Here is a 14,088-nt window from a genome sequence, read left to right on the forward strand (position 1 = left end):
CGTGTTCGTCCTTAAGCGCTACTTCGCAGAGTGCTACCCTGAAGACGCTACCCGGTAGAGTACTACCCGGTAGAGTACTACCCGGTAGAGTACTACCCGGTAGAGTACTACCCCGTATTCCTCATACCTACTGCAATACCGGCGATGGTCACCATCATGGCGCGCTCTAACGTTGGGTCCGCTTCTTCACCTTTTGCACGAATACGCTCTAGCAATTCAATTTGTAAAAAATGCAATGGTTGTAAGTAACCTGCACGGATGTTCATAGATTCATTACCTTTCGGGTCTGACTCCATGACTTCTTTTTGTTGAAGCACATCGAGTAACAAGCTCATACTCATATTGAGTTCATCACGCAAGGCATCACCTAAATGCCGCAGTTCTTCAGGGACCAAACGCTTGTCATATTCAGCGCTAATACGTGGGTCGGCTTTACCGAACACCATATCTAGCATGGAGAAGCGCGAGTGAAAGAACGGCCAGTTTTGAAGCATATCGTCGATCAGTGGGCGATGACCTGCGTCAATAGCGGTTTGAACCGCTTTCATTGCACCTAACCACGACGGTAAAACCAAACGTGTTTGCGCCCATGCGAATATCCAAGGTATAGCACGTAGGCTTTCGATCCCGCCGCTAGGTTTACGCTTGGCTGGGCGGCTACCCAATGGCAATTTGCCTAGTTCTTGTTCCGGCGTGGCGACTCTGAAATAAGGCACGAAATTCTCATCGTGACGTACTGTATTGCGGTAGTTGTCGCGTGCGTTTGCAGCCACTTCGGTGATTAAATCACGCCATTCTTGTTTCGGCGCTGGCGGCGGCGAAATTAGGGCTTCTAATATCGCGCTGGCGTACAAAGCTAAACTGCGCTGAGCAAGTTGCGGCATGCCAAATTTATAACGAATGGTTTCACCTTGCTCGGTAACACGGAAACCGCCAGATAAAGAGCCTGGAGGCTGGGACAGGATCGCTGCATGAGCGGGTAAACCACCACGCCCAATTGTACCGCCGCGACCATGAAACAGCGTTAATTCAACGCCGTACTTTTCAGCAATCCCAACAAGGGCTTCTTGCGACTCGTACTGAGCCCAACCTGCAGCCATAGCGCCAGCGTCTTTCGCTGAGTCAGAATAACCTATCATTACGTACTGATGACCTTGAATGTAACCACGATACCAGTCGATGTTCATTAAGGCATCAATAACAGTGGCAGCAGCATTCAGATCGTCAAGCGTTTCGAATAATGGGGCAACAGGCATAGGCCATGTCACGCCGAATTCGCGCAACAATAGGTGCACGCTAAGCACGTCTGAAGGTAAACTCGCCATTGATATAATGTAAATACCGAAGCCTTCTTCACTGTGCTGTGCGACCACTTTACAAGTATCAATCACTTCTTGAACGTCGGCAGAGGGCTGCCATTTGGCTGGAAATAAAGGTCGCTTCGAGCTCAATTCTTTTAACAAGAATGCTTGCTTGTCTTCTTCGCTCCAATTGCCGTAGTCGCCCATGCCCAAGTGGCGGGTAAGCTCACTGAATACGTCTGCGTGACGCTCAGAATCTTGGCGAATATCCAACTTAAGTAGATGCACTCCAAAACAATGTACTCGGCGAATGGTGTCTAACAAGCGCCCATCGGCAATGACGCTCATGCCGCAAGCTTGCAACGAGTTGTAACATAGCATTAGCGGAGTCAGCAGCTCATCCTTGCTGGCAATCCATTTACTGTCGTCTACTGACGCACCGCTTAGAAATTCAGCAATACCATTTTTGGTATTGGTTAGCGTGTCCAGCAAAGGACGTAATAGTGCACGATACGGTTCAAGTTCATCGCCTACCATTGAACGAATTGTGTCGTCACAATCACTCATCGACAGCTCTACTTGTAACATATCCACGTCTTGAGCGAACAGTTTCGCTGCGCGTTTACGGGCGAGTAACAGAACTTGCTGAGTCACCTTCGATGTTACGAATGGGTTACCGTCTCGGTCACCGCCCATCCACGAGCTTAATTTCACTGGGGCTGCATCTAGGGGGAGCGCAAGATTGTATTTCGCTTCAAATTTTGCGCTTAGCTCACGTACGAAATCGGGTACTGCTTCCCACAACGAGTTTTCGATAACCGAAAAACCCCAACGAGCTTCATCTACAGGGGTAGGGCGTACGGTGCGAATTTCTTCTGTGTGCCATGCTTGTGCCACCAAATCCGCTATTCTGGTGCGAATTTTATCTCGTTCAATGTCAGATAAGCTCGTTTGATGTATTTGACGCAAACATTGTGCTAATTCGCTGTGTTTGTGGATCAATGTGCGACGAGTGACCTCAGTAGGATGTGCCGTTAATACCAATTCAATACTGAGTTGGTTTACCGCTTTTTCGAAGGTCTCTGCAGATACGTTATCTTTGTCCAAATGATTGAACAATTCTTGAATAGAGTCTTGATCATGGTTGGCGCTGTTAAATTCTTGCTCGGCGATATTCGCTAAATTTAGAAATTGAGAAAATGCACGACCTACGACTAACAGCTGCTCATCTTCGAGCTCACTAAATAGTGCTTTAAGTTTGTCAGAACATTCACTGTCGCCTTTATATGATTCGCGACCATCTAGTCTGATGGTTTCTATTCGTTGCAGCCACTCATCCCCCAATTGGGCTCGGATCATGTCACCTAACGTTGAACCTAGATTACGTACGGTTTCTTTGAGTTGTGAGTCTAGAATTTTTGGCACTGGTGCCTCCGCTGGAATAATAGAAGATTAAAGAATAATGCTAAAAACAGCCCGTTACCATACTGTTAAAATGGTGAATTGTCTAAAAACCAACTGTGGTTACTTAGCAACAAGATGCATACTTTTACCCTAAAGTTCGTAGCAGCGATAGATGTATTTAAATCTGAAAGCTTTCAACATTGGTTACTGATTAAGCGAAGGTGGACGCTTTTTTAAATCATCGAGCGCTTTGTGATACCCTATCGGCCATTTTTTATAAAGTGGCGTGATTTTACGCCCTTGTTCTAATTTCTAGGAGTGATTGTGTCAGATAAATTTTCAACTATTGAGCTACAAGCAAGCTACGGTATCGGTCTTCAAATGGGTGAGCAATTGCGCGCTAACCCTTTCGACGGATTAGACATCTCTGCCGTGCAAGAAGGCCTAGCTGACGCGTTTAACTTGCAACCCGCGCAAGTGACTAACGACGCGCTGCGTGAAGCATTCAATCAAATCCACGAGCGTATGCAAGCTGCTAAAAATGCTCAGTTTGCTGAAGCGCAAGAAGCAGGTGAAGCGTTCTTGTCAGACAATGCTAAGCGTGATGAAGTAACGGTAACTGAAAGCGGATTACAGTATGAAGTAGTGAATGCGGGTGACGGTGAAACACCTACTGCTGCATCTACCGTGCGTGTTCATTACCACGGTACCTTGCTAGATGGCACTGTGTTTGACAGCTCTTACGATCGTGGACAACCGGCTGAATTCCCTGTTGGCGGTGTGATCAAAGGGTGGACTGAAGCTCTTCAGCTTATGCAAGTTGGTGCTAAGTTACGTTTATTTGTTCCACACGATCTTGCTTATGGCGAGCAAGGCGCTGGCGGTGCAATCGCACCATTTAGCACACTTGTGTTTGATGTTGAGCTACTTGATATCATTGCGTAACACGCATTTTATGCTTTAAAAGCCGGTTCGCCGGCTTTTTTTATGCCTGATGACCGCACAGCGATAGAAAGCGTGGCACAAGTGGCACAAAGGGCACGAAAAAATGAGTGTTTAACAAACTGTTAAAACACCTAGTTGGTTTTTGCTGGTAAAATAGCCGGATATTAAGGGTGTTCTTGGATAATAGAGGAAAATGAATGATTGATATAACTGGCGATCGTGGCAGCAATGTCAAAAACGATGTGCTGTCGGGTATCACGGTTGCATTAGCGCTAGTGCCAGAAGCGGTTGCGTTTGCATTCGTAGCAGGTGTTGAGCCAATGGTCGGCTTGTATGCTGCTTTTATGATGGGCTTGATTACGTCTGCAATTGGCGGGCGACCAGGTATGATTTCTGGTGCCACAGGCGCTATGGCTGTAGTCATGGTAGCGTTGGTTGCTCAGCATGGCGTGCAATATTTGTTTGCTGCTGTGTTATTGGCCGGCCTACTGCAAATCTTGGCCGGGGTGTTTAAACTGGGTAAGTTTATACGACTGGTCCCTTACCCCGTTATGCTCGGATTTGTAAATGGCTTGGCTATCGTGATTTTCTTGGCGCAGCTTGGTCAATTTAAGGTCACCAACGCATTGGGTGAATTGGAATGGATGCAGGGTAGTGCGCTGTACTACATGCTGGGTCTAGTTGGCTTAACCATGGCAATTATTTTCCTGTTACCTAAGTTAACCAAAGCAGTTCCTGCATCTTTAGTCGCTATTGTCACCGTAACGCTTTTAGTGCATGGCTTAGATTTAGAAGCACGCACTGTTATCGATTTTGTGCGCGATATGTTGCCTGAAGAGCAAAAAGCCACCGCGACGTTAGCAGGTGAGCTACCTAGTTTTGCTATTCCTATGGTGCCGTTTAACCTTCAAACTTTATATATCATTTTACCTACATCCGTGATTCTGGCGTTAGTTGGTTTGATTGAATCGTTGTTAACGTTGTCACTCATCGATGAAATGACCGATACCCGTGGAAGCGGCAATCGTGAATGTGTTGGCCAAGGTGTGGCAAACACAGTTAACGGTGTCTTCGGTGGTATGGGCGGGTGCGCCATGATTGGCCAAAGTATGATTAATATCAACTCTGGCGGTCGCGGTCGTTTATCTGGCATCACAGCGGCGTTAGTACTTCTTGGCTTCATTCTTTTCGCTGCTCCTTTGATTGAAATGATCCCGCTGGCAGCCCTTGTCGGTGTTATGTTTATCGTGGTTATCGGTACGTTTGAGTGGGCCTCTTTCCGTATTATTCGCGGTGTAAATAAAGAAGATGCATTTGTACTATTTCTGGTGACGGCAGTTACTGTTATCGCTGATTTGGCTATTGCGGTAGTGGTTGGCGTAATAGTGTCGGCACTGGTGTTTGCATGGAAACACGCTAAGCACATTTCTGCCAAGACGCATACTGACGAAGATGGATGGAAAGTATATGAGCTACAAGGGCCGCTGTTCTTTGGCTCTGTTTCTTACTTTAAAGACTTGTTCGACCCACAAAATGACCCGCAAGATGTGGTGATTGATTTTAATGACTCTCGTGTTTGGGATTCGTCAGGAGTAGATGCAATTGACTCTTTGGCTGACAAATATCAGCTACAGGGTAAGAAGCTTCATATTAGGCACATCTCAGCAGAATGCCGCGCTTTAATGAGCAAGGCTCAAGGCTATGTTGAAATGAACCTGAATGAAGACCCACGTTATAAAATTGCTACTGACAAATTAGGTTAATCCTAGTCAATATTTGCCAAGCGTAAAATTAAAAAAACCGCTGAAGGGTCACTTCAGCGGTTTTTTTTAAGAGATTAGAACATCTCTAATTCGTCGGCTTGGGTCATACCTAGCTCACGCAATTCTTGCCGTAGTTTATAGCGGTCGTGAATTGCTTCAATCTCTCTCCACTTTCTTTTTGTTGTTTTCGTTTTATTCGGGCGGGATTCGGTATCAATTACAGTTAATAATTCAGATGTATCCATTGAGATCTCCATTATTACATAATGTATAGCATTGAAATCTTTGAGCTTTCCATTCGAACTCAAATGAAAATTTCAAATAATATTTACCATAGGAGTGGGTAAAATAGAATACATTTCTTAACTTTATATTAACGTTTGGTGAAGTTTTTTTGACACTGATAGCCCTAAGAGCGAGCAAAGTGGCGGCGTTTAGGCTATTTCTGTCTATTTTTTAAGCGCGAGACGATAAATGCGCTAAAAACCAAGAATGCTCAATTTTCGACCTTATTGTGGCTTTTGTGCATTCTACGCGTACATTTTTTATCCTTACCTTCTTTGTTCTAAAGTAATTGCGTAATTAAGCGGACCTTACCTCTTGATTAATAATCCAAAGTTGCCATGCTACGGGCAAAAGAACCTATCGTAGTAGTGCATATGGAATTAATGTGGCTTTTGTTCGCCTTTGTCGGCGGTTTGAGTATGAAACAATTGGGCTTACCGCCATTGATTGGCTTTCTTAGCGCGGGTTTTTTGCTTAATTACTTTGGCTTCGAAAGCTCTGAAAATCTGCAGGCTTTGGCGGATTTAGGCATTACACTGATGTTGTTCACCATCGGTCTCAAATTAAATGTGCGCGATTTACTTAAACCCGAGGTATGGGTTGCCAGTGCCCAGCATATGGTGATTTGGGTACTATTGGTCACTGGTGTCATATATGGCGTGACATATTTAGGGTTATCGTATTTCGCTGACATGACGCTCCAACAAGCGGCTCTTCTCGCTTTTGCCCTGAGCTTTTCAAGCACAGTTTGCGTGGTCAAAATTCTCGAAGAAAGCGGGGAAATAAAAACGCGTCACGGCAAAATCGCTATCGGTGTTTTGGTTATGCAAGACATCTTCGCTGTGCTGTTTTTGGTATTCGCAGCAGGAAAAGCACCAACACTGTGGGCGTTCGCGTTATTTGCTTTGTGGTTCGCTCGTCCTTTACTGTACCGCTTAATTAATAGCGCTGGGCATGGTGAATTACTCCCACTCACCGGTTTTCTGTTTGCACTTGGCGGCTATTACATATTCGATTTAGTCGGTGTGAAAGGGGATTTAGGAGCGTTGATTTTAGGCATGTTAATCGCTCCTCATGCAAAAGCGGCAGAATTAAATAAATCCCTACTCAGTTTTAAAGACTTGTTTCTTGTGGGATTTTTCTTATCTATAGGCTTGATAGCATTGCCCGATCTTGAAATGGTGATGATTGCATTGCTTTTATGTGTGCTGGTGCCGCTTAAGTTTGTACTTTTCTTTGTGACATTTGTGCAATTCAAGTTACGTGCTCGCACGGCTTATCTGTCCGGTTTGGTGCTCAGTAACTTCAGCGAATTTGGCTTAATTGTAGCTGCGTTGGCCGTTAGTTCTGGTTGGCTTACTCCCCAGTGGTTAGTCATTGTGGCGCTTGCTGTATCGTTCTCTTTCGTATTCACCAGCTTGCGTTATAAGTCTGCCCACAGTCAGTACCTAAAATTGAAAGATACCCTGCGCCAATACGAAAGTAACATTCGCCTGAGAGAAGATATTTATCAGCAACCTGAAGGTGCAAGCGTATTACTGATTGGTATGGGACGAGTAGGCAAAGGAGCGTATGGCGCTTTGCGGCCTTCATTGGGAGATGAGCTGTGCGGCGTAGATGCAGATCCACAGCGCGTACGAAAACTCCAAGAAGATGGTTTAAAAGTGATTGTAGGTGACGGCGAAGATGCCGATATGTGGGAGAACGTCGATACCACTGATATCAAACTTATTTTACTGGCATTACCGTCTGTTGATGACACCACTCATATCACGCAACAATTACGTGTGGCGAAGTACCAAGGGAAGATAGCTGCTATTGCCCGATACGACGATGAAGTAGAAAAACTGATGTCTACGGGAACGGATTATGTATTCAACATGTTTACCGAAGCTGGGGCTGGTTTAGCTGAAGAAAGCTTACGTATGCTAAGCGCTGAAGGTGAATATCAAATAGCCGAGACATAAGCCTAATATTACAGCGCAGTGAAGAGCTGCATTCGTGCAAGGGATGAAGATTAGCACAAATATGCATTCTATTTCGTGATTCAAAGGTAAGTGCGTACTTACTATTGCTAGCATTTTTTGCCTTTAAAATCGGCACAAAATAAAATGAGGAAGCTCAATGAGATTACTAGGATTATTGATAGCGTTGGTTGTGACGTCTGTATCGGCAATGCCCTCTAATAGTGGCGCGGTGAAGCCAAGTGCCAATGGTGCTGATAAAACAGTGGATGTTGCTTCTTTGAAATACGACGCCACCTTAAGTGAGTTTCCTTACCCGTATGCCGTTAAGCACTTCGTGGTTGAGTCTCAAGGGCAATCGTTAGATATGGGCTACATGTATTTACCGAGTGCGGCAAATAAACCTGTGGTGGTATTGATGCATGGTAAAAATTTTAACGGCGCCTATTGGCAATCTACTGCGGACCATTTGCGCGCGCAAGGGTATGGCGTGTTGATTCCAGATCAAATAGGTTTTGGTAAATCTTCAAAGCCGGTCGATTATCAATATTCGTTTACGGTATTGGCTAGTCACACAAAAGCCCTAATGGCATCACTGAATATCGAAAAAGGCATCATTCTTGGTCATTCTATGGGCGGTATGTTGGCCAGCCGCTTCGCATTACTCTACCCAGAAAGCACCTCAAGGTTGCTGTTAGTCAATCCAATTGGATTAGAGAATTACTTGTTGTATAGCCAATACAAAGATGTCGACTTTTTCTATCAGCAAGAGCAAAAGAAAAGCGCTAACTCCATTCAGGCATACCAGCAGAAAAACTACTACGCGGGGCAGTGGGATCAGCAGTACGCCAACTTGACCCATTTTATGATTGGTCAAGTGCAAGGGCCTGATAGCGATAGCATTGCAAAGGTTAACGCACTAACCTACGACATGATATTTACCCAGCCTGTCATCGAAGAGTTTAAATATATCTCAGTGCCTACTCGCTTGATTATTGGCACACGAGACAGAACGGCTCCCGGGCGAAACTGGCAAAAAATAGGCAATACTCATGAGTTAGGGCGTTATGATTTGCTGGGTGAGCAGGTGATAAAGCAATTCAAAGACGCTAAGTTGTATGAGTTAGCTGATTTGGGGCATTTGCCACAAATAGAAGATTTTTCGCGTTTTAAAATCGCACTGGATAAAGCGTTACACTAATACCATTCTCGCTAATCACATCAACCCTACTGGCTTTAACGTCAGCCAGTGTCAAGGTCAGCCTGAGATAGCTGAAAACGTGATAGCTGCATTTAATCCTGCAACTAACATCTGTACACCAATTACCGCTAATATGAGCCCCATTAAACGAGTGATAATATCCACACCGCTTTCACCAACAGCATTGAGTATCTTTGAACTGTAAATAAAGCAAAAGAAGGTAATAAGACTCAGTGCAGAAAAAGCGAGCAGGGTAATGATAATTTCCATCCATCCGCCTGCAGCAGAATAATTCATTGCAGTAGCAATAGTCCCCGGACCTGCTAGAAGTGGCACCGCAAGAGGCGACACGGTTATATCAGTATCGGTAGTTTCATCGGCAGTGTGTAATTTCGAATTAGATCCCTGAAGCATTTGATAGCCTATCAAAAACACCAGTATGCCCCCTGTAATGCGAAGTGCCGAAAGCGTAATACCGAATAAATGAAAAATAGATTTTCCTAACACGGCGAACATGACAATAACAAAAAAGGAGATGAGTAAGGATTTTGCGGCAATTCTGCTTTGTTCGACTTTGTTTTTGTCCCCGGCTAAGCCAAAGAACACCGCTGTGTTGGCGATTGGATTCATAATGGCGAAAAAGGCCATAAAAACGGACAGCGCATGCTCTATTAATGGATTCATTGTGTCTTAATTGTCCTTAATTTTTAGTTCAGGGATTATATCTTTATTCCATGAAAGACACTAATAATGGCCCCTTCGCCGTTGGTTGCGTTTATTCGTTGAGTGATTTAGCGAAACAAAATACAGGGCTAAGCTACCACGAGAAAAGTGGCGCATTGCGCCAGGTAAGCGAATTACGGATAATCCAATTAATTAATCAAGTGGCAGCGCAACCATGACTATTACTTTTGTAAGAGAACAAGAACTCAAAGCACTCTGTCAAGGCGATGCTTTATCGCATGCCTTGTTTTCAGTAGATTATTTAAATGGGCTAGTTTTTGCGGTGGCGTCAGCACCTGAAATCCCGATGCCAGAGGTGTGGTTACCGTGGATTTTCAAAGAGCATGGGCAATTGCCTGACACTGAAACGGCGGATAAATTGACTGATATCTTAATGGGTTTGCTACAGCATCAATTGAGATTGATGCGTGATGATCAGGTGCGCTTAGACGACCAGTTTGAATTGCCACCAGGCGCGCAAAAAATTAACTCCGAGCAGCTGGCGTTATCTCGCTGGTGCAATGGGGTGCTAGCGGGTCACAGTCGACTTGAAAAAGTATGGAATAACGCATGGCAAAAAATGCACAACAAAAACCCCAATGCCATGCCTTCAGCCACTAAGGATTTGTCTCATTGCTTAACCATGTTTAGCACCTTCGCTGATTTGCCTTTGGCGTTTGAACAAGCGAAGGTACGTAATAATGACCAACAATTTGTTTCTCAACTACCGAGGCTATTTTTATCATTGCCCTCAGCGTTACAGACTTATGTGAAATTGTCAGGAACGCTGGTGGAATACCTACCTAACCAGTTTGAAACCTTCAGCCCACCTAGCAACTAGCTTTGCTACTTTATTTTCTGGCCTGTTGCTTTAGTTCATAATCCAACTCTTGAGGTGAAATAATTAAACCTTCTTCATCTTGATTGGGAAACACCGCAATAAATACATCGTCTTCTTCTAAACCTGAGGTCCAACTGGCGTACCATTTTTCTAAGCTTATGGCTTTAGCTTCGCAGTCTTGCCATTCTCCAGTCGCCCAAGACTGAGCAAACTCTTTATTCGGCCACACAGGTGCACAGTCTTCATCTTCGGTGTTGAGCATGACGCAACCATCTTCATCCGTGAGGATCCAAATCTGTTTTTGCTTTACGACTTCTTTTACCAAATACCTTAGGCGCTCCTCTGGCGTGAATCGTTCAATGCTGGCTATGCTGTCTTGGTCGAGGGCTTGAGTCATAAGGGGATACCTTTTTATTGAAAATAATGCGTGATCTTAACCGATGGCTAGCACGAGACCAAAGGCTTTCTAACACAAGTCGTTTTGGGGCCGTAATTCATATTAGGAGGCAGCCAAACAACACAAATCCCGCCCTGCAGATTTAGCTTGGTACATAGCAGTATCTGCTCTGCCAAGCCATTCAAACTCTGTCTCATCAAACTGATACTCAGCAATACCGGTAGATACAGTAATGTGCAGGCCTTGTTCGAACGGAAAGTCATTGACGGCTTGACGGATACTTTCCCCAAGGGTAATGGCTTGCTCTAAGCTACCGTCAGTGAGTACGACGAACTCTTCGCCCCCGAAGCGGTACAAGTGCTGTTCGCTGGTGAGCATATGTTCTATCAGCGCTGATGTCTGTGCCAGCACCCCATCACCGCATGCATGGCCCAATTGATCATTTATTTTTTTAAACTCGTCTAAGTCGATTAATAGCAAACAGGCTTTAATCTTTTGGGGCTGCTGGCGTTGTTCTTTAACGATGTCAATTAGCTTCTCTTCCATTGCTCTACGGTTGCCTGCTCCTGTAAGGGGGTCCTTATAGGACAATATCTGTAATTGGGCTTGCTGAAAACGCATACGATCTGAAAAGGCATAGCTGAAGAAAAAGGTCACTAAGGTAGAAAAGTAATAGCGCACATTGTCTAGCAAGGTCATATCTGCGTGTAACAAATAGCCAATGAAGCCAACGTTTACCGCACACAAAACCGCTGCTAGTTGGGGGGGCAGAATAAAGAACAAGCAAATAATAGCGGGGTAAACCCAGACAATTTGCTCCGCACCTTTGAGCCAAATAGTACCCGAGGCGATCGCAAGGCAGATAATAGACAACACCCATCTAGCAAATAGTGTGCGCCGAGTAAAATACACATAAGCTAACAGTCCAGTCGTTGAGGCAACAGCTATAAAATCTAATAATGCAATGTACCAATCTTGGTTGATAATACGAATAACGAGAAAGGGGAGAATACACAGCGCTGCAGCGGCACTAATTGACATGATAATCTGCTCTTCAAAGGAGCGCTTTTGGTATTTCATTGCGTTCTAGACTTCCTTCAAAGCGATTTATTCAACGTAACGCTATAGACCTATACTAATGGCGTTCCTGTTTTTTACCACTAAAAGTGCGTTAATTTTCAATCGTTTCAGTACTGAGCGTGAGCGAAATATGGCTTATTTAACAATTTAGTAACGTTTTCGTGCCGTTTAGGCCTGCCTGTTGAAATTATATTTGGTTTAATCGTTTTATTTTCGACTTAAATTTGGAGTATGATTTTTTTTTGAAATATAAACTGGCTAAGGCAATGTTATGCAACGCACCCATAGTATCGAACATGCGAAACTTCTTTCTCCGAAACGTAATACCACTCAGGCCACGAGCATAGATGAGCTAACACAAGAGCAGTTAGCGCATTTTGGTATTGATATTGGAACTGACTATGGCCAAGCATTATTTCAGGCGGCGAGCCATTTATATCACGCCCAAGCCGATGTTAATCAATTATGGCAGGTCACTAGCGACACACTGGCAGGATTGGAGCATAAAGACAAAGTCGCTTATTTTAATGCCAAAAAATTCCTTTCATTTCAGATAGCCAAAGTGCTGGATACCTTGCAAAACCCGTTTAGAGCGACCTATCAAAGCATGACAAATCAAGGTGGTGCTGGATTATCCAAACACCACTACCCGTTGTTCGATAATGTGACTGCGTTGTTTTCAGCTACGCCGGTGGTTGTGCGCACCGCCACCTATGTGTATGCCTGCACAGAATGGGTAGACGATGCCTTTCAAGGGAAGGAGTCAACTCATCAAATTTATTCACGCTTGTTAAACCCGACTAATATTTCCCTGGCTAACGCCATCGTTGATTTAGAAGCGGGTCCCTATGCACAAGACTACTTAGCGTGGAATTTTAACTCGGGGATGGCCGCGATCGATGCATTGTTGTCTAACGTGTTGAGTCATGGTGATGTATTGATTGTGTCGCGCAATGTGTATGGCGGTGTGTACCAGTTATTACATGACTTTTTTGCTCGTGAAAATCGCCTCAATATTCAGTTGGAGTGGTTTGATGGGTACTCAAGCGCAGAATTTTCCGCGTTTTTAGCTCACGTGAAAAACAAGCATGCACAGCGCTTAGTTAACCAATCATTGCATGTGTATCTTGAGTCGCCCTGTAACCCCCATGGATATGTGCTCGACGTTGCCGCTATCAGCAAAATCAGTCACGGCGAAGGGCATTTGGTGATGCTTGATTCAACCCTGGCAACTCCGGTATTGCACCAACCGCTGCAGCGTGAAGACGAGCAAGAACGCCCAGATTATGTGGTGCACAGCTACACCAAGGATATTTGCGGCAGCGGTGCTACAACGGCAGGTGTGGTAATAGGGCAAAGTTATCGTATGTTTCAAGCCAAAGGGGACAGTGTTAACGGTTACGATTGGTCTAAAACCATGTTTTGGGATGTGTATTATATCAAAGGCGCGTTTCTTGATTCTGAGAAGGCATTTGATGTGTTAACCGGCATGAAGACCCTCGAAATGCGAATGCTACAAAAGGTGATTAACACATCCGTGTTTAGTCACTTTATGGCATCTCACCTCGATGTAAACGTTAACTGTCACGCGATAGAAGGTCACGCTAATAGTCAGCTAAGGGCAAATCAAATGCACAATGGCTGGTCTTGCCCATTATTTACCATGGATATGCAAAGGGCTGAAATAGACCGAGATACGTTTGTGCGCTTTTTTGATGCGCTTGAACCGGCATTTAGTCATCAGGTCAGCATAGGCCAAAGCAACACCATTATACTGTGTCCAGCGTTAACCTCACATTCTGAGTTAGATACAGATACTCAACACAAAGGCGGGATTTATCTTACAACAATGCGCGTGGCTATGGGCACGGATAATGTGAAAGCATTGATCGGACACTTAATAAACAGTGCTCGCTTACACATTGACCCAGCCTACCCAGGATTCAGCGAATGCTTTATGTCGCCAGAGCAAGTTGACAGCTTATACGCAGATGTGGCGACGCGCGTGATGCAACAGCAGCAAAGATCGTTAGGAGACACTCAAGACTGGATCGGCTAACACAACAGCGCTTTGCTTTTCAGCAAATGTAGGCTGAAATCTATCATAGCTTTGCCTATACTGAGCGACTACTGTCATTACCACATTGTCGCTCGTTTTCTTTTTCAACTCTCGGTGTAAGCTCG

12 protein-coding genes are annotated in these 14,088 nt (G+C 44.7%); 7 read left to right on the forward strand and 5 right to left on the reverse strand.

What is annotated here, in order from left to right; translation table 11 throughout:
* Positions 1–107: 107 nt before the first annotated feature.
* Positions 108–2,726: a phosphoenolpyruvate carboxylase gene (ppc, locus tag PATL_RS03115; RefSeq protein WP_011573504.1), complete on the reverse strand. Its 2,619-nt coding sequence runs from the start codon at positions 2,724–2,726 to the stop codon at positions 108–110.
* Between the two features lie 303 nt (positions 2,727–3,029).
* On the opposite strand from ppc, the gene PATL_RS03120 reads away from it, so the two are divergent.
* Positions 3,030–3,650, forward strand: coding sequence for an FKBP-type peptidyl-prolyl cis-trans isomerase (locus PATL_RS03120; protein WP_006994029.1), 621 nt, complete (start codon positions 3,030–3,032; stop codon positions 3,648–3,650).
* 197 nt (positions 3,651–3,847) lie between these two features.
* Entirely contained in the window at positions 3,848–5,413 is a 1,566-nt protein-coding gene (locus tag PATL_RS03125; protein ID WP_006994028.1) for a SulP family inorganic anion transporter, read from the forward strand.
* A 74-nt stretch (positions 5,414–5,487) separates the two neighbouring features.
* Here the strand turns inward: PATL_RS03125 and PATL_RS22325 are convergent, their stop codons facing one another.
* Entirely contained in the window at positions 5,488–5,658 is a 171-nt protein-coding gene (locus PATL_RS22325) for a DUF3545 family protein (RefSeq protein WP_006994027.1), read from the reverse strand.
* A 414-nt stretch (positions 5,659–6,072) separates the two neighbouring features.
* On the opposite strand from PATL_RS22325, the gene PATL_RS03130 reads away from it, so the two are divergent.
* A complete protein-coding gene (locus PATL_RS03130; RefSeq protein ID WP_041713246.1) occupies positions 6,073–7,665 on the forward strand; it encodes a cation:proton antiporter in 1,593 nt (530 codons plus the stop codon).
* Between the two features lie 157 nt (positions 7,666–7,822).
* The gene (locus PATL_RS03135) at positions 7,823–8,863 is read left to right on the forward strand and encodes an alpha/beta fold hydrolase (RefSeq protein WP_011573506.1); all 1,041 of its coding nucleotides are present in this window, start codon (positions 7,823–7,825) and stop codon (positions 8,861–8,863) included.
* Positions 8,864–8,920: 57 nt separating this feature from the next.
* Here the strand turns inward: PATL_RS03135 and PATL_RS03140 are convergent, their stop codons facing one another.
* The gene (locus PATL_RS03140; RefSeq protein ID WP_011573507.1) at positions 8,921–9,547 is read right to left on the reverse strand and encodes a MarC family protein; all 627 of its coding nucleotides are present in this window, start codon (positions 9,545–9,547) and stop codon (positions 8,921–8,923) included.
* A 50-nt stretch (positions 9,548–9,597) separates the two neighbouring features.
* Between PATL_RS03140 and PATL_RS22620 the strand changes: the two genes are divergently transcribed.
* Both PATL_RS22620 and PATL_RS03145 read left to right on the forward strand, forming a co-directional pair.
* Positions 9,598–9,765 (forward strand): hypothetical protein, encoded by a 168-nt coding sequence (locus tag PATL_RS22620; RefSeq protein WP_157043388.1) that lies wholly within the window; start codon positions 9,598–9,600, stop codon positions 9,763–9,765.
* Positions 9,762–10,427, forward strand: a complete 666-nt coding sequence (locus tag PATL_RS03145) for a UPF0149 family protein (protein ID WP_011573508.1) — start codon at positions 9,762–9,764, stop codon at positions 10,425–10,427. Before PATL_RS22620 ends, PATL_RS03145 begins: the two co-directional genes overlap by 4 nt.
* A 10-nt stretch (positions 10,428–10,437) precedes the next feature.
* Here the strand turns inward: PATL_RS03145 and PATL_RS03150 are convergent, their stop codons facing one another.
* Both PATL_RS03150 and PATL_RS03155 read right to left on the reverse strand, forming a co-directional pair.
* Entirely contained in the window at positions 10,438–10,824 is a 387-nt protein-coding gene (locus PATL_RS03150; protein ID WP_011573509.1) for a DUF2750 domain-containing protein, read from the reverse strand.
* A gap of 102 nt (positions 10,825–10,926) precedes the next feature.
* The gene (locus PATL_RS03155) at positions 10,927–11,904 is read right to left on the reverse strand and encodes a GGDEF domain-containing protein (protein WP_011573510.1); all 978 of its coding nucleotides are present in this window, start codon (positions 11,902–11,904) and stop codon (positions 10,927–10,929) included.
* Between the two features lie 271 nt (positions 11,905–12,175).
* On the opposite strand from PATL_RS03155, the gene PATL_RS03160 reads away from it, so the two are divergent.
* Positions 12,176–13,963 (forward strand): trans-sulfuration enzyme family protein, encoded by a 1,788-nt coding sequence (locus PATL_RS03160; RefSeq protein ID WP_011573511.1) that lies wholly within the window; start codon positions 12,176–12,178, stop codon positions 13,961–13,963.
* Positions 13,964–14,088 lie beyond the last annotated feature (125 nt).

This window comes from Paraglaciecola sp. T6c (genome assembly GCF_000014225.1).
GTDB classification, from domain to species: Bacteria; Pseudomonadota; Gammaproteobacteria; order Enterobacterales; family Alteromonadaceae; genus Paraglaciecola; species Paraglaciecola atlantica_A.

Coding starts and splice junctions, on each gene's coding strand:
- PATL_RS03125 (WP_006994028.1), top strand. CDS start 3,848: ATGATTGATATAACTGGCGATCGTGGCAGCAATGTCAAAAACGATGTG.
- PATL_RS22325 (WP_006994027.1), bottom strand. CDS start 5,658: ATGGATACATCTGAATTATTAACTGTAATTGATACCGAATCCCGCCCG.
- PATL_RS03130 (WP_041713246.1), top strand. CDS start 6,073: ATGGAATTAATGTGGCTTTTGTTCGCCTTTGTCGGCGGTTTGAGTATG.
- PATL_RS03135 (WP_011573506.1), top strand. CDS start 7,823: ATGAGATTACTAGGATTATTGATAGCGTTGGTTGTGACGTCTGTATCG.
- PATL_RS03140 (WP_011573507.1), bottom strand. CDS start 9,547: ATGAATCCATTAATAGAGCATGCGCTGTCCGTTTTTATGGCCTTTTTC.
- PATL_RS22620 (WP_157043388.1), top strand. CDS start 9,598: ATGAAAGACACTAATAATGGCCCCTTCGCCGTTGGTTGCGTTTATTCG.
- PATL_RS03145 (WP_011573508.1), top strand. CDS start 9,762: ATGACTATTACTTTTGTAAGAGAACAAGAACTCAAAGCACTCTGTCAA.
- PATL_RS03150 (WP_011573509.1), bottom strand. CDS start 10,824: ATGACTCAAGCCCTCGACCAAGACAGCATAGCCAGCATTGAACGATTC.
- PATL_RS03155 (WP_011573510.1), bottom strand. CDS start 11,904: ATGAAATACCAAAAGCGCTCCTTTGAAGAGCAGATTATCATGTCAATT.
- PATL_RS03160 (WP_011573511.1), top strand. CDS start 12,176: ATGCAACGCACCCATAGTATCGAACATGCGAAACTTCTTTCTCCGAAA.